Source organism: Flavobacterium petrolei (genome assembly GCF_003314435.2).
GTDB classification, from domain to species: Bacteria; Bacteroidota; Bacteroidia; order Flavobacteriales; family Flavobacteriaceae; genus Flavobacterium; species Flavobacterium petrolei.
The window spans coordinates 175,620-191,140 of record NZ_QNVY02000001.1; the positions used below are offsets into that span (position 1 = coordinate 175,620).

The window sequence follows — 15,521 nt, forward strand, 5'->3', positions numbered from 1 at the left end:
TGGTTCTTGGTTTTAAGTTAAATCTCGATAGTTCCTTTAAATACAAATTCCGCTGGTCCTTTCAGGAAAACATTAGTAAATTTCCCTTCTCCTTTATCAAAAGAAACGACTAATTTTCCGCCTTCCACATTTAAATCAATAGAAGAAGCATCTGTTTTTCCCAACACGTTCATCGCAATTGCTACTGCTGTAGCGCCTGTTCCGCAAGAAAGAGTTTCGTCCTCTACGCCTCTTTCATACGTTCGCAACGAAAAAGTGGTGTCATCAATCTGTTTTACAAAATTGATGTTACTTCCTGCTTTCCCGTATAAATCTCCGTATCGAATGGCCGCTCCATTTTCCTTAACATTATAATTTTCTAAATCGTCTACTAATTGTACATGATGCGGCGAACCTGTATTCATAAACACATGATCTGGACTTATTTTTACCGCATCAACATCAATCATTTGTAGTGCAACCAATCCGTCATCGCCAATTGTTGCGTGGTGTAAACCATCTGTGGCTATGAAAGTCGCTTCATTCTCGATTACATGTAGCTTTTTGGCAAAAGCCACTAAACAACGCCCACCGTTGCCACACATGGAACTTTGGTTTCCATCAGAGTTGTAATAGACCATTTTGAAATTAGTGGCCGTTGCGAGATTCGAAGCAATCGTGTCATTTTCCAATAAAATCAGCCCATCGCCTCCTATTCCAAAACGTCTGTCGCATAAACGGGCAATCAGTTGTGTATTCTCTTTTGGAAAAAACTCCGAACGATTATCAATCATTACAAAATCATTTCCTGTTCCTTGGTATTTATAAAATTCTAGTTGCATTTTAATTTGTATTGAGTCCAACAAAAGTACGAACTATTAATGAAATGTTAATCATTGTTAAAGAGCGTTAAACTACATTTTCCGAATCAATTTTAGTTTTATTTTTACGGGTAAATATCTTAATAAACGAATTTAATTATGAAAAAATTTTCAACACTATTTATGGTTTCCCTGTTGAGCGGAGTAGTAACACTAGGTTCATACAAATTATTATTTGACACCAATGGATATTTTTCTAATGATAAAAATTCAGGAGTCACAACGGCATCCGATTCCTACGGAAAGAAAGTGGGATTATCATCAGATGTGCTTGATTTTACTGAGGCTGCAGAAAAAACCATCCATACGGTTGTACACGTAAAAAATGTTTCCCGCAGAACGATTACAAATCCCATTTTAGAATACTTTTATGGATATAAAGGTGGGCAATCGCAGGAACAAGTAGGGACAGGTTCTGGTGTAATAATTTCTGAGGACGGTTATATTGTGACCAATAATCACGTAATCAAAGACGCATCAGAAATCGAAATTACCTTAAACAACAAAAAATCATACGTGGCAAAACTCATTGGAACCGATTCTAAAATGGATATTGCCTTATTGAAAATTGACGCCACCGAGAAATTACCGTATACTGTTTTTGCCAATTCTGATTCGGTTAAAATTGGTGAATGGGTTTTGGCAGTCGGAAATCCATATAATTTAACGTCCACGGTAACTGCCGGAATTGTTTCGGCGAAAGCCAGAGATTTAGACACCAGCGGAATCCAATCTTTCATACAAACAGATGCTGCAGTAAACCCAGGAAACAGTGGTGGAGCATTAGTCAATACGCGTGGTGAGCTGATAGGAATCAACACAATGATTTCCTCTATGACCGGTTCTTATGTTGGCTATTCGTTTGCGGTTCCTTCGAATATTGCTCGAAAAATCATTGAAGATTTAATGGAATTTGGGAATGTGCAGCGTGGAATTCTTGGCGTTGAAGGAGGCGAATTGAACAGTATTAGTTCTAAAGAATTAGGAATTTCCCAAACGCAGGGATTCTACATTAATAAAGTTACTAAAAATTCTGGCGCCGAAAAATCAGGTTTAGAAAAAGGCGATGTTATCATCAAATTAGACGAACAAAATGTGGCTACGTTTGCAGATCTTTCCGGATACATCAATACCAAAAGACCGAATGACAAAGTGCAGGTTACGTACATCAGAGATGGAAAAACGAGAGCGGTTCCAGTAGTGTTGAGCAAAAATGAATTTTTCAGTGCAGAATTTAAAGGTATCGAATTAGAAAACATTGAAGCTGCTGACAAGAAAAAATTCAAAATTGATTACGGTGTAAAAATCAAATCCATAAACAGCGAAAACTTGAAACAATACGAAGACGAATTAATAGGAAATATTATCTTGAGCATTGACAATATCAAAGCTACTGATGTGGAAACCGTTTCTAAGCTTTTAAATAAAAAAGAGGAAAGCCAAACGGTTCGAATCGAAATGATCAATAAAAATGGAGAAGTACTTCGTGTGATACTTTAAAAGATTTTATTTTTTTTAACCTAAGCCATCTTAAAAAATCAAGATGGCTTTTTTATTTTATAAATAATTCATAAAATACGTTACGAAATCGATTGAAATGGGTACTTTTGCGCAAATTTTAAAAAATACAATCACTTATTTTCATTAAATTTTCAACATGGCAACCACAACTTTATACGAAAAAGAAGTTTCTTTTCAAGCCGACAGGCGACGCGCAGGAGTAAAACTAATCAAAATCATCAGCGATTTATGGTATGATAAATCCATAGAAATGGTCTTATTCCGAAATCAATTAATTGATAGAAATGTCAGTGACATTATCAACCTGCATGAATATGCCGCTGAATTTGTAGGCAAACCCATTTCAGTATTTGATTCGGTTAAAATTGCAAAAGCTATTTTAGAATTGAATTTGCCGCCTGCAAAATTGGACATTGGAAAACTTACGTACGAATATGGTTTAGAAGAAGATAAATATCCAGACGCCAAATATTTCGTCATTGACAAACTTAAAAACGCCAAGAACTCTGAGGACATTCAGCCGAAAGATGTTGTGTTATATGGTTTTGGGCGCATTGGTCGATTATTAGCCAGAGAATTAATGTCTAAAACCGGAAAAGGAAGTCAAATGCGATTGCGCGCTATAGTGACACGCGATAAAAATGATGCTACTTCTCTAGAAAAAAGAGCTTCTTTATTGCGTTACGATTCTATTCACGGTGATTTCCAAGGTTCAGTTACTGCTGATACAGAAAATAATGCTTTGATTATTAACGGAACAACCGTTCACGTGATAACAGCAAACGGTCCAGAAGAAATTGATTATACACACTACGGAATTGATAATGCTTTAGTAATTGACAACACAGGCGCTTTTACGACCCACGAAGCACTGAGCCGTCATTTGGTTTCTAAAGGTGCCGATAAAGTATTGCTTACCGCTCCTGGAAAAGGAGTTCCTAATATTGTTCACGGTGTAAACCATAACGAATACAATCCTGATGAAATCAACATTTTTTCGGCGGCGTCGTGTACAACGAATGCGATTACGCCAATCTTGAAAGCTGTTGAAGACACTTTAGGCGTTGTCAAAGGACATTTGGAGACCATCCATGCCTATACAAACGACCAAAATCTTGTGGATAATATGCACAAAAAATACCGTCGTGGAAGAGCTGCAGCCTTAAATATGGTGATTACCGAAACGGGCGCCGGAAGTGCTGTTGCAAAAGCATTGCCGTCATTGGAAGGAAAATTAACGTCAAATGCGATTCGTGTGCCGGTTCCTAATGGTTCATTGGTCGTTTTGAATCTGGAAGTAGCCAAAAAAACATCCGTTAAAGACATCAATGCCATCATGAAAAAATATGCTTTGGAAGGCGAATTGGTGGAGCAAATCAAATACTCCATGAATAACGAGTTGGTTTCATCGGATATCGTTGGTACATCGCAACCAGCTATTTATGACAGTAACGCCACAATCGTTTCCACCGATGGAAAAAATATCGTGCTATACATTTGGTACGATAACGAATACGGTTACAGTCACCAAGTAATCCGATTAGCAAAATACATTGCCAAAGTAAGACGTTTTACGTATTACTAGCCTATAAATTACAGGTTGTGGATTTGAGGTTGTAATTTTTTTAGTTTTAGTTTTTAGTCTCCTTAGTTTTAAATTTAAAACAACCGCAACCCAGCCTGAATTAAATAGAAAATCCGTCGCGTTATCAAAACGAGACGGATTTTTTTTTGTTATTCTACCGAATTTAGCCGCAGATGACACGGATTAAACGGATTTTCACTTATTTCCAAAAAGTCCTATTTGAAAATTCGATTTAACATCCGCAAATTCATAAATTATATAATACATCCCACTACTCACAACTAAAAAAAACTACTCCTTAGCTTTTGTCAAATAATACACTGGAATACCTATTAGCATGATCAAAACGCCCCATCCACATGTAGTTGGTTTTGTATACAATAACGCCATGCAAATTGCCACCGTAATTAAAATGTACAGCGCTGGCAGTACCGGATAACCAAAGGCCTTATACGGACGCTCTGCATTTGGCATTTTTTTACGTAAAATAAAAATCCCATAAATGGTTAAGATGTAAAATATCAAAACAATAATCACCACAAAATCAAGTAAATCACCGTATTTACCCGTCAAACACAAAGCCGAAGCCCAGATGCATTGTGCCCAAATAGACCATGCAGGAACACTTGCTTTATTCAGTTGGGCCGCTTTCTTAAAAAACAAACCATCCTGAGCCATCGTATAATAAACCCTAGCACCAGCCATAATCAAACCATTGTTACACGCAAAAGTCGAAATCATAATCATCACGGCAATAATCAAAGTTCCTACCGATCCAAAAATAGTTTGCGAAGCCACTACCGCCACACGATCAGATTCGGCAGTAGCAATATTAAACAAAGGCACTACTGCCAAGTACATCACATTGGCTAAAATATAAATTACACTTACAATCAAAGTTCCCAAAAACAAACTCAAACCCACATTGCGTTTTGGGTTTTTAATTTCACCCGCAATAAAGGTCACCCCTTCCCAAGCCACGCTCGAAAATTGCGAACCCACAAAGGCCGCCGAAATACCACTAATTAATGCCAAACCACCAATAGGCAACCACTCGCCAGTATCTACATTCAGGCTTTGAGCCGACCAAGCGTTGGCCCAATTCGCATCCCAAACTGCTCCATCCGCAGCAATAAAACCAAAAACAATCAAACCCGCTAGCGAGAGCACTTTGACCACCGTAAGCACCGTTTGTAAAATCTTCGAGTTTTTCACCCCGCGACTGTTCACATAACTCAGTAAAATAATAGTAAAAATAGAAACAATCTGAGCCGCATTGAGTTTGAAATCCCCAATCTCGTATAAAATATTCTTATCACTTAAGGGCGCATACAAATAAGCGGCAAATTTAGCAAAAGCCACACCCACAGCAGCAATAGTCCCGGTTTGAATCACGGCAAAAAAGCTCCAACCGTACAAGAAACCCACCAGTTTCCCGTAAGCTTCCTTAATGTACACATATTGACCACCCGCTTTAGGAAACATCGCGCTCAACTCGCCATAACTTACGGCGGCAATCACCGTAATAGCGCCCGTAAGCACCCACATAGCAATCAACCAACCGGCAGATCCCAACTGGCGAACCATATCCGAGCTTACAATAAATATCCCTGAACCTATCATAGAACCCACCACAAGCATGGTTCCGTCAAGTAATCCTAATTCTCTTTTAAAATCGTCTGGTTTTTGGTCTTCCATATTTTTTGGTTTTGGGGTTTTGGTTTTAGTTGGCTAAAGATATACTTTTTTTGGAAATTTCATAAAAACCAATAGTAAAGAGTATAGAATATAGAAGAAAGAGTAAAGAATATAGAGAATGTCGTGAATATTATAAACCGATTATTCTTTTGGGCGTGACCCTGCAGCAGCTTTGTCGTTCCTCCTCGCCACTTAGGGTCGGGCGGTGCGCTGTATCTTTATTTTCTTAAAGAAAGAAAATAAAGGATGCCGCTTCCCTCCCTCACGCAAACCGCAATAACTATAACGTTTATCCCTTTCAAGAAAATTTGTAAGAAAAATTTAATATATTTGAAAGAGTCAAAAGGAAGTTTCAGCAATCTACCAAATGTCGTTTGATTTGCGAAGGTTTGATTAGGCTAAATGCAAGTTCACTTTTATATTACCTATGAAACTATAAAAAACATTTTTATGAAATATTTTTTTATTCTTATTACACTTTTTACAGCAAGTATAAATGCACAAAATCTTTTGAAATTTGATAAAAGAAATGTTCAGTGTGAAGACAAATGGATAGCTTACCAAATTGATAATGAAAGCACTTATACTTTCGGCTTTATTTACCTTGATTCCGAAGCAGGATTAACGCTGAACTATGAAGGAAAATTTAAAATTGATAAGAATGGTAAATTCAACAGAGTTGAAAGCGGTACTAAAAAAGAAATTGGTTTTATGAAAGTAAGGCTCCAACCGAGTAAAAATCCGATCGCTGAAATTCCTGAATCAAAATTTAAAGAACTTAATATTGAAAAAGTTCCGAATTGGTTAAAGTTATATAAAACTGATGAAAATTCTATCCAGAGATTATATCGTTGGGGCTATAAGTACAATGGTTGGAATGAAAGTGAAAAAGCATTAACTTATTTAGAAAAAGCAGACATACTTGACCCCAAATTCAAAGGATTACAAACTGAGCTTGCATTTTCATATAATGCGTTAGGAAAATTTGAAAAAGCAGAATTATCGCTTAAAAAAGCAATTGCCGAAAATCCTAAAGATTGTTATACGTATAAAGAGTTGGCTTATACATATACTAAACTTGTTGAACTAAAGAAAGTAATTGAAACTTATGAAAACATGTCCAATATATGTTCTGAGCAAAATTTCATACAAGAAACTGCATATAATTTAGCATATGAATATTTCAAAAATAAAGATAAAGTAAACTTCAAAAAGTGGAAAACAGAAGCTGAAAAATGGTCGAAATCTGAAAATCAGTACACAAAGAATCTGAATCAAATGGAAACCGAATTAAATAAATAAAAATACAGCTAGAGTAAGTAGAACATACTAAAATAGCTCAACCAAGTCTTATCAGAATATGATCAACTTTTTAAAAAAATTATTTAATCAACAAAAGAATTTACCAAAAATGAGTACCAGCATTTTGCAATCTATCTTACATAAATCAAAAGAAAACAAGGAAATAATTTCTATTTGGCAATACAATACAGACAAAGGTTCTCTTGTGGGCTACATCACTGAAATAAATGAAGAATATATCGGATTTAGACATTTTACTAGGTTTGGAAAACAAGATGGAATTATTTTTATAAAAGTCGCAAATATCAAAAACATTGATTTTAATGATGATTATGTTAAAGTAATGGAATGTCTAATAGAATATTCTGATATTATTGACAAGCCTTCTGATTTTTCAATCAATCTAAACCAAGCAGAAAACTGGCAATTTAATGCGATTTAACAACTTCATAAGGCAAAAGATCAAATGGCTAGTTTTGAGATAAATGGAAGTGAATTTTTTACAGGATTTGTAAAAGATATTTCTGATGAAGATTTCATTTTAAATTGTATTGCTAAAAACGGTGAAGATCTAGGAACTTCTCTTTTCAAAATAGAAGACGTTACAGAAGTTAGAGTAAATGACATTGATGACAGAAGGCGATTACTACTATATAAATGGAGGAAAGCTAGTTTATAATGACAATTGCGGTTAACTGTGGTTATAATGGAATCATATTTCACATCACGTATCGTTAATCCAAAAAAACTATATTCCGAAATTCCTAACATATTCAAGTACCAAAAAATTGAATACTATTTTAATCCAATATCTGTAAAAATGAAATATAAAATAATTTTACTGACATTCTTCATACCATTTTTGGGAATATGCCAATCGAAGCCATATTACAAACAAACCATCACCGCTTACGAAATCAAGAAGAAGGATACAATCAGCAAAAAAGTAATGGTAACACATCTTGATAGTATTCGAAAAATTATTACAACAGAAAATAATATCCTAAATGCTATATCTGCTAGTGTATACAAAAGGGACAAAACTCATTCTATAATTGAAGTTAATACTGATAGGTTGTATATATCCACTGATATAAATTCCAAAGGAGACACCATAGGAAAGGTAATCTATGTATACGATGAAAAAAAGAATAGAACTGAAAATTATCAAATCTTAAATGGAGATACCTTAAATGGACAAAAACGTAGTTATAATAAATCAGGGAAATACACAAAACTATATAATAAGTATAAAGATAGCCATAAGTACTACTTGAGTAATAAATGGAAATATGATTCTAATGGCAATACTCTAAAATCTCAAACTTATGACCAAAATGGTAAATTAGTGGGGATAGAAAAATTTAAAAATATTTATAAAAAAGACGAGTTTATTTCAACTAGGTCTGAATCCTTAAATGGTAAAGAATTTATAATAAAATCTAAAGAAATTAAAAAAGGAAATGTTAGAACAATTTATTTCTACTATAATAGTTTTGGTTTTAATTACGGGATAAAAATCAATCATGTTTCTGGCGGTTATAGCATTGAAGAAGATGATAGCGAAGGCAATATGAAAGAGTTACGGATATACGATAATCAAAACAACATGACAGTATTTGTAAAAAATGTTGAAGTAAAAATTTGATTAATTAAACCATCTATTTTCGATGGTGCTGAAAACTTTTCCTTACTCAAAATTAATACTTTACAAAAAAACTAGAAAATAATACTATTGCACGGTTGTATAATTTTTCGGATAATGATGATTTAGATTTGAAACATTATAAAGACTCAAACCAAAAATGAAATACGCTGAATTTAATATTGACTTGAATAAAATAGAATTCTGAAACTCTATTTTTGGAATGGAAAGCGTTTTACGGCATGGAAAAAGAATTTCTAAAAGTTTTCTTTTTCTGGAATTACCCATGAAATAAAAATACACGCCAGAGATTTGATATTAGAATCCAAATACAAACAATTCGACAAAAAAGAAATCAAACTTGAATTGAAAGAAAATGGAATATTACTCAAGGAACAATTTGTAAAAATAGACAAAAAACAAAGATTTTTTTTGGTTTCTAATTGGAATAGGCTTGGGGTTTGCACTCCTTAAACTTTTAAATTTACTGAAGGACTACTGAATTTATAAAACTCGTTTGTTTGGATATTTATAATCCGTTACACTCGTAATTTTATGTTCCTTTCCCAGAAATAAACCGTACTTTAGTATCGCATTTCTGATGTTATTATAGTTTTAACAGCAAAACAGGAAACGAATCATTTTACCCCTAAAAATCATGAATACATTAAAATTAGGATGGATTGGTCTTGGCAACATGGGAAATCCAATGGTTATGAACCTACTCAAAGCAGGTTTTGAAGTATCTGTCTTCAATCGCACCAAAGATAAAGAAGCGCCATTACTGGCTGCAGGAGCAAAATCAGCAAGCAGTTTACAAGAACTAATGGAAACCTGTGACGTAGTTTTGACGATGTTATCCAATGATGCAGCTGTCAAAGAAGTTTTTGAGGGACCAACAGGTTTATTGTCTAAAACCAATTCTGGCAAAACCATCATCAATATGAGCACGGTTGCTCCGGAAACCTCGCGTTATTTAAACACCATTTGCAACCAACATAACGTACATTTTATAGATGCTCCCGTTTCTGGAAGTGTAAAACCGGCACAAGACGGAACTTTGGTCATTCTCGTTGGCGCTTCGAGTGAAGACTACGAATTAGCCAAACCAATATTTGAAGTTTTGGGTAAGATTGCCATTCACGTAGGCGAACCTGGCGTGGCAAGTTCGGCTAAGTTAGCCATCAATTATTTATTAGGATTGAATCTTCAAGGTATAGCCGAAACGGTTTTATTTGCGGAGAAAAATGGCGTAAGCAAAGAAGACATGCTCAACATCATCAATCAAGGCGCTTGCGGCAACGGCATTACGAATATCAAAACACCTTCCATTCTGAATGATTCCTATCCGGCAGCATTTGCGTTGAAACATTTAGTTAAAGATTTAAGACTGGCCAAAGAAGCCGGACTCGATTCCCCGTTGATTCATCCTTTGTATGACAGTTATGCTGCAGCAGAACAAGAAGGATTAGGCGATCAAGATGTTATGGCAATTATCAGCAGTTTAAAAAATAAGTGATAATTGAATAGTAGTACATCCAGCGAATAAATCATTGATTTTAATTGGTTTACTTAAAAAACAAAAAAGCTACATCTTTAGGAATGTAGCTTTTTTATTTAATGGAATCAGAAAACGATATTACTTCGTTTTAACTGGTGGCAAGTCAAATGCAGCTGATTCATGCTCAAAACCATTGCGGTGGGAACCATCACAAAAAGGTTTGTTTGCTGACAATCCGCAACGGCAAAGACCCAAAGCGGTTCTTCCTTCTAATCCGTATGTTTTTCCTTCACAGTCTGTTATTTCAAAATCGCCTTCTATTTTTATAGAACCATTGCGATTAATTGTTAGTTTTGTCTTGCTCATAATGCTTTAATTTTTTTAGAGTTCAAAGATTGCAAAATATTTTAGGACCTTTCTGCATTGCTGCGCTTTTTTATGATTCCAAATCGTAATTTACATTAATTCTATTTTGTGCTACAGTTAAATTAGGAGCAATCGCAGGCAACTGAAAGAAATTAAAAATTAGAAATTTTTGAATATCTCAAAATTTGGCACAATCAAAAAAGAGGACATTCTCCTTAAAATTATCCAACCATTGAAGAACATAACAATCAAATTAATTGCAAAAATACAGCGTAACTTTATATGTCGTTTTTATTTGCATATTCAATCCTTAAGAATAAAGTATATTATAAGAAGCTACAAATATTATTAGCTTCTATATTGTATATTTGCCCGTTAGGTAATCCGTTTTGGGTGGTGTTATTTATTTTATGTTCTGTAAAAAAGAATAAAAACAGACCTTTTCAATTTTATATTTAAAAATGATTTCAATACTATATAATATTTTAAAAGCATGAGTATCTTAAAAAAAGTAAATGTATTCCGAAGAATTGTAACGCATAACCTAACTAAAAATATTGGGAATTCACAAAAGAATCAAATAATCGATTTATCTCAAAAAATCGAAATCAAAAGGGTTTTAATTTCCAGACCCAATCACAGACTTGGAAATTTGTTACTCATAACACCACTGGTGCAGGATGTAATTGCTACTTTTCCTGATTGTAAAATTGATTTGTTTGTAAAAGGAGGTTTGGCTCCAATTGTTTTTAAAAATTACACCAACATCAATTACATCATTGAACTTCCAAAAAAACCTTTCAAAAATTTGATCGACTATTTCAAGGTTTGGGTGAAAATTAAAAAGCAAAAATATGACATTGTCATCAACGTGGATAAAAACTCCTCTTCTGGACGATTATCGGCACAATTTGCAGATGCCAAATACAAATTTTTTGGAGAACTGGATGAGGAAATGCAATTGAAGCACACCGATTATGAGCATATCGCAAAATATCCCGTGTACGAATTTAGAAGTTTTTTGACCAAATTGGGGTTCCCAAAAAATGAAAATCCTGTTCCGTCACTAGACCTTAAATTGAGTGCTTCAGAAATTGCTGAAGGCCATACAATTGTTAAAGAACTGGTTAAAAATGACAAAAAGACCATTTGCATATTTACCTATGCTACTTCTGACAAATGTTATTCAGAATCTTGGTGGGAGGAATTCTATGAAAGATTGAAAATAGAATATTCTGATTATAATATTATTGAAATCTTACCCGTTGAAAACATTTCGCAAATAGGATTTAAAGCAACTACTTTTTACAGCAAAGACATCCGTGAAATTGGCGCTGTCATTGCCAATACTGAACTTTTTATTGGCGCAGATAGCGGCATTATGCATTTGGCAAGTTCTGTACTAACTCCAACAGTGGGATTATTTTCCCGTCCAAATATAAATATGTATAGGCCTTACAACAATAATAGCACAGCCATAGATACGAATAGCGGTAACAAAGAGAATTGGATTGAAACAATAAACAACGTACTGCTTAAACGATAATTCATCTGTATCCTAGTTATAAATATATCATTTGAAGTGGCAATAATGAAACGGTAAATCGATTAAAATACTGAACGCAATCGCAGCAAAATGAAAACAAAACTCCTACTTCCGCTCCTATTTGCATTTTTTTGTACGGGAACACTTTGGTCACAAAATCTAGAAACTTTTACTTTGAAGTTAGATCACATGGCACTTTCAGTTAAAGATCTGGATCGCTCTGTTGATTTTTATAAAAATGTATTGAAGCTTTCAGAAATCACCAACCTTACCAAAAAAGAAGGAATTAGATGGATTTCATTGGGAGATGGGAAAGAATTACATCTTGTGTCAACCATAAAAGAACCCGTTACCATAAACAAAGCGGTTCATGTGGCGTTTAAAGTCACTAATTTTGATGCTTTAATCACTAAGCTGCAAAACCTCAACATTACCTATTCCGACTGGCCTGGAACACTTGATAAGATTACGGTTCGCGCAGATGGAATCAAACAAATCTATATCCAAGATCCCGATGGATATTGGATTGAAATTAATAGTGTTGAAAAATAACCAAATCCAGCTACTTCCCTTTTAATTTATATCCTTCGGAAGTTGTATGTATTAATCATCAGCTACTTAAGCTATAGATATGTGAAAGTTGAAACTTTTACTCTTAATTGTGTAACCCTTTTTTGTGTTTTGTTTCCCAACTTTGTATAAGAATTTACGGAGTCTAACAATAGAACTAAAACTTAGGATTATGAGTGATCAAGCAAATGAACATACAGTTGAAGGAATAGATAAACTTAAAAGTCTGGTTGAAGAAATCAACACCTGCCTTTTTTGTACCAATCTCAAAACGAATGATGGAGCAACCACCAGACCTATGGGAGCTGTAAAAGTATGCGATGAAGGAAACATTTGGTTCTTCAGCGAAAAAAATAGTGATAAAAACAAAGAAATTGAGCAAGATTCCAGTGTTCAATTATTTTTTGCACATCCTGGAAAAGGAAGTTACATGGTTGTAAATGGTAACGCATCCATAGTTACCAATCAAGAAAAAATCGAAGAGCTTTGGTCTCCCGTTGTAAACATATGGTTTAAAGAAGGTAAAAATGACCCTGAAATTTCGCTTATTAAAGTAAAACCAAGCAGTGCATACTTCTGGGACACTGACGGAAATCAAATGGTTAATTTTCTAAAAATGGCGGCCTCAGTTGCTACAGGAACTAATTATGTAAGTGGGAATAAAGGAGAAATAAAAATCTAAAAGAAATAAAAAAACGTTCCAATCTTGGAACGTTTTGAATATGAATATTTTTATTTTTCTAAGAAACTATTGTAGTACTCTATTAATTTGAGAAAAGTTTTTTCGATAATATTTCTCTTTGGTAGATGAGATTATTACCCCGTTGCTAACTGATGAGTGAATGAATTTAATTTCATCATCACAAACTTCAACGACCATCCCAACATGATTAATTTGGCTTCTACCATTAGTTTTAAAGAAAATTAAATCTCCTTTTTGAGCCTCTTCCGTGTTAATTTTAGTTCCAATGTTGGACTGCTCATGTGATGTTCTTGGCAATTTAATATCGAATGCTCCAAAAGTAGTACACATAAGACCTGAGCAATCAAATCCAGATTTTGTGGTTCCTCCTGTGCGGTACCGTGATCCAATATTTTCGGAAGCACGTTCAATCAACTGATCTAAAAAATCATGACTGAAAGTTGGTTTCGAAGCGTTATTAAAATCAATTTTAGAAGTTTGAATATCCGAATTATGGTAGCTATCAGTACTTACAACTGCATTTTCAACAGGTACAGTATTTGCCGAAATATTTAATTTATACCCTACAGGAAGTCCATTTTTAATATCTGGATTTTGCTTTTCTAATTCACTAACGGTAATTCCGTACTGTTTTGCAATAGCATATTTAGTTTCTTTTGGCAAGACCTCGCGGATAATAAGCTGCGGTGCATTATCTGTAGTTGTTTCATTTTGAGAAAACTGAGTCGCTACTGTTTTTGATAAATCTGTAGTTGTTTGGATAACGACAGCTTCTTCTAATGTTGGTGCGATAGTTTGTAATGAAGTAGCATTTTTTGAAATAAGTACTGGTGACTCTTTAGTTTCTTGTGATACTAAAACTGTTTCTGACAAAGGAGCGGCAGGAATATTTATTTTTTGACCAACTCTAAGTGCTTTTACGCCTATTCCTGGATTGGCTTTATCAAATTCTTTGATTGTAATTCCGTATTTTCTTGTGATGGAATATTTTGTTTCTTTTGGTAAAACTTCCCAACTAAATGTATCAGGTTTTGTGGATATCGATTCCGTGGATTGAGGCAAAATAGCCACTTCATTTTTTGATTCCGTTTGTTTTATTGGTGCAATCGTCGCTATTTCAGATGCGGTAGCGTTACCGGGAATATTTATTTTTTGACCAATTTTTAATTCGGAAGAAGCGAGTGTCGGATTGACTTGGTTTAATTCTTTAAAGGAAATTCCGTATTGTTTTGCGATTCCGTAAAGTGTTTCTTTAGCTTGAACTTCGTGTTCTTTAACGGAATTATTTATTGCAATCTTACTTTTAGAAACAGTATTTTTTGTAGAAGCGATAGGAATTAATAAAACGGAATTGAGTTTTAAAAGATTCTTGGCATTGGGATTTAATTTAAAAATAGCGCTTTGTTTTACTTCATATTTCTCAGCGATACTCGATATTGTTTCCCCTTTTACTATAGTGTGTTTTGTGATTTTCTCCTGTGAAAAAAGAACGATACTATTTAAAAAAACTAATGTTACTATTACTCTAAAAGTCATATTCATTTATTTCAAATTACTTACCCCATTGTATTCTTCATAGCGATTTCGGGATATAATTATTAAATCTCGCTTAGGAATGCACTTTTACTATTTTTATTTAAAAAATTGTAAAAAAATTTCTCATCTCTTTGATAAAAGAGAGCCTAATTTGTGCAATTATTATTTGTTGATTTTTTGTTGTGATTGCAAAAGCAACTCAAACAGTAACGCAAGACAATTGTATGCTATTGTTGCGCAGAAAATAAAAATGGGTAGAGAATTGATGTAACTAATAACCAATAAGCTCAAATACAATTTAATTTTTCTTGTTTGCTAATTTAAACTATAAAATCAAAAAACCTTCTTTTTTTTTTAATTTTAACGCAGTTTAAACACAAACGACTCTTTTTTTTGATTTTTCAACACATTTTAACCGCAAATTTGATGCTTTTTTAAAAAATATTCACTCTTATCATTAATACTAAAGTAACGAATAATTTGGTTTTGATTAAATAGCCCTGATGAGAGTGGAAAGCCTTTTGAAGCAGAATTGCCTATTTTTCCAAATAAAAAAGAGCGACTAAAAGAAGCTCCTTTTTTATCTTGGACAAAAGCAATTGTGCAAAAAGCTTGAAACGGTCAGCAGGAAACAGCTCCAGAAACAAAGTGTAATTGAAACAAAAAAAACTCCCAAGTTTCCTTGAGA

At 34.0% G+C, this 15,521-nt stretch carries 14 protein-coding genes; 10 read left to right on the forward strand and 4 right to left on the reverse strand.

Translation table 11 applies throughout. The features are described from left to right. Nucleotides 1-17: 17 nt before the first annotated feature. Entirely contained in the window at nucleotides 18-821 is an 804-nt protein-coding gene (gene dapF, locus DR871_RS00780; protein WP_113665282.1) for a diaminopimelate epimerase, read from the reverse strand. A gap of 138 nt (nucleotides 822-959) precedes the next feature. Between dapF and DR871_RS00785 the strand changes: the two genes are divergently transcribed. Then, the gene (locus DR871_RS00785; RefSeq protein ID WP_113665281.1) at nucleotides 960-2,360 is read left to right on the forward strand and encodes a S1C family serine protease; all 1,401 of its coding nucleotides are present in this window, start codon (nucleotides 960-962) and stop codon (nucleotides 2,358-2,360) included. A gap of 157 nt (nucleotides 2,361-2,517) precedes the next feature. Then, nucleotides 2,518-3,966, forward strand: a complete 1,449-nt coding sequence (locus DR871_RS00790; protein WP_113665280.1) for a glyceraldehyde-3-phosphate dehydrogenase — start codon at nucleotides 2,518-2,520, stop codon at nucleotides 3,964-3,966. A gap of 291 nt (nucleotides 3,967-4,257) precedes the next feature. Here DR871_RS00790 and DR871_RS00795 read toward each other — a convergent pair whose 3' ends face one another. After that, nucleotides 4,258-5,664, reverse strand: a complete 1,407-nt coding sequence (locus DR871_RS00795; RefSeq protein ID WP_113665279.1) for an APC family permease — start codon at nucleotides 5,662-5,664, stop codon at nucleotides 4,258-4,260. Between the two features lie 450 nt (nucleotides 5,665-6,114). Between DR871_RS00795 and DR871_RS00800 the strand changes: the two genes are divergently transcribed. The 5 genes from DR871_RS00800 (at nucleotide 6,115) to DR871_RS00825 (ending at nucleotide 10,130) form a co-directional block, all read left to right on the forward strand. Further along, on the forward strand, nucleotides 6,115-6,966 hold the full coding sequence (locus DR871_RS00800) for a tetratricopeptide repeat protein (protein ID WP_129752513.1): 852 nt from the start codon (nucleotides 6,115-6,117) through the stop codon (nucleotides 6,964-6,966). A gap of 109 nt (nucleotides 6,967-7,075) precedes the next feature. Continuing rightward, entirely contained in the window at nucleotides 7,076-7,408 is a 333-nt protein-coding gene (locus DR871_RS00805) for a hypothetical protein (RefSeq protein ID WP_129752514.1), read from the forward strand. Between the two features lie 24 nt (nucleotides 7,409-7,432). Further along, nucleotides 7,433-7,645, forward strand: a complete 213-nt coding sequence (locus DR871_RS00810) for a hypothetical protein (RefSeq protein ID WP_113665276.1) — start codon at nucleotides 7,433-7,435, stop codon at nucleotides 7,643-7,645. A gap of 141 nt (nucleotides 7,646-7,786) precedes the next feature. Then, the gene (locus DR871_RS00815) at nucleotides 7,787-8,614 is read left to right on the forward strand and encodes a hypothetical protein (RefSeq protein WP_129752515.1); all 828 of its coding nucleotides are present in this window, start codon (nucleotides 7,787-7,789) and stop codon (nucleotides 8,612-8,614) included. Between the two features lie 655 nt (nucleotides 8,615-9,269). Next, on the forward strand, nucleotides 9,270-10,130 hold the full coding sequence (locus DR871_RS00825; RefSeq protein WP_113665274.1) for an NAD(P)-dependent oxidoreductase: 861 nt from the start codon (nucleotides 9,270-9,272) through the stop codon (nucleotides 10,128-10,130). A gap of 120 nt (nucleotides 10,131-10,250) precedes the next feature. Here the strand turns inward: DR871_RS00825 and DR871_RS00830 are convergent, their stop codons facing one another. Next, nucleotides 10,251-10,478, reverse strand: a complete 228-nt coding sequence (locus DR871_RS00830) for a CDGSH iron-sulfur domain-containing protein (RefSeq protein WP_113665273.1) — start codon at nucleotides 10,476-10,478, stop codon at nucleotides 10,251-10,253. Between the two features lie 493 nt (nucleotides 10,479-10,971). Here DR871_RS00830 and DR871_RS00835 point away from each other — a divergent pair, with 493 nt between their 5' ends. The 3 genes from DR871_RS00835 (at nucleotide 10,972) to DR871_RS00845 (ending at nucleotide 13,276) form a co-directional block, all read left to right on the forward strand. Continuing rightward, nucleotides 10,972-12,024 (forward strand): glycosyltransferase family 9 protein, encoded by a 1,053-nt coding sequence (locus DR871_RS00835; protein WP_113665272.1) that lies wholly within the window; start codon nucleotides 10,972-10,974, stop codon nucleotides 12,022-12,024. A gap of 90 nt (nucleotides 12,025-12,114) precedes the next feature. Next, nucleotides 12,115-12,576: a VOC family protein gene (locus tag DR871_RS00840; protein WP_113665271.1), complete on the forward strand. Its 462-nt coding sequence runs from the start codon at nucleotides 12,115-12,117 to the stop codon at nucleotides 12,574-12,576. A 190-nt stretch (nucleotides 12,577-12,766) separates the two neighbouring features. Continuing rightward, nucleotides 12,767-13,276: a pyridoxamine 5'-phosphate oxidase family protein gene (locus DR871_RS00845; protein WP_113665270.1), complete on the forward strand. Its 510-nt coding sequence runs from the start codon at nucleotides 12,767-12,769 to the stop codon at nucleotides 13,274-13,276. 66 nt (nucleotides 13,277-13,342) lie between these two features. Here DR871_RS00845 and DR871_RS00850 read toward each other — a convergent pair whose 3' ends face one another. Continuing rightward, nucleotides 13,343-14,833 (reverse strand): peptidoglycan endopeptidase, encoded by a 1,491-nt coding sequence (locus tag DR871_RS00850; protein ID WP_113665269.1) that lies wholly within the window; start codon nucleotides 14,831-14,833, stop codon nucleotides 13,343-13,345. Nucleotides 14,834-15,521 lie beyond the last annotated feature (688 nt).

Excerpts from the sequence above, each read along its gene's own strand:
- dapF (WP_113665282.1), bottom strand. The coding sequence starts at position 821 with ATGCAACTAGAATTTTATAAATACCAAGGAACAGGAAATGATTTTGTA.
- DR871_RS00785 (WP_113665281.1), top strand. The coding sequence starts at position 960 with ATGAAAAAATTTTCAACACTATTTATGGTTTCCCTGTTGAGCGGAGTA.
- DR871_RS00790 (WP_113665280.1), top strand. The coding sequence starts at position 2,518 with ATGGCAACCACAACTTTATACGAAAAAGAAGTTTCTTTTCAAGCCGAC.
- DR871_RS00795 (WP_113665279.1), bottom strand. The coding sequence starts at position 5,664 with ATGGAAGACCAAAAACCAGACGATTTTAAAAGAGAATTAGGATTACTT.
- DR871_RS00800 (WP_129752513.1), top strand. The coding sequence starts at position 6,115 with ATGAAATATTTTTTTATTCTTATTACACTTTTTACAGCAAGTATAAAT.
- DR871_RS00805 (WP_129752514.1), top strand. The coding sequence starts at position 7,076 with ATGAGTACCAGCATTTTGCAATCTATCTTACATAAATCAAAAGAAAAC.
- DR871_RS00810 (WP_113665276.1), top strand. The coding sequence starts at position 7,433 with ATGGCTAGTTTTGAGATAAATGGAAGTGAATTTTTTACAGGATTTGTA.
- DR871_RS00815 (WP_129752515.1), top strand. The coding sequence starts at position 7,787 with ATGAAATATAAAATAATTTTACTGACATTCTTCATACCATTTTTGGGA.
- DR871_RS00825 (WP_113665274.1), top strand. The coding sequence starts at position 9,270 with ATGAATACATTAAAATTAGGATGGATTGGTCTTGGCAACATGGGAAAT.
- DR871_RS00830 (WP_113665273.1), bottom strand. The coding sequence starts at position 10,478 with ATGAGCAAGACAAAACTAACAATTAATCGCAATGGTTCTATAAAAATA.
- DR871_RS00835 (WP_113665272.1), top strand. The coding sequence starts at position 10,972 with ATGAGTATCTTAAAAAAAGTAAATGTATTCCGAAGAATTGTAACGCAT.
- DR871_RS00840 (WP_113665271.1), top strand. The coding sequence starts at position 12,115 with ATGAAAACAAAACTCCTACTTCCGCTCCTATTTGCATTTTTTTGTACG.
- DR871_RS00845 (WP_113665270.1), top strand. The coding sequence starts at position 12,767 with ATGAGTGATCAAGCAAATGAACATACAGTTGAAGGAATAGATAAACTT.
- DR871_RS00850 (WP_113665269.1), bottom strand. The coding sequence starts at position 14,833 with ATGACTTTTAGAGTAATAGTAACATTAGTTTTTTTAAATAGTATCGTT.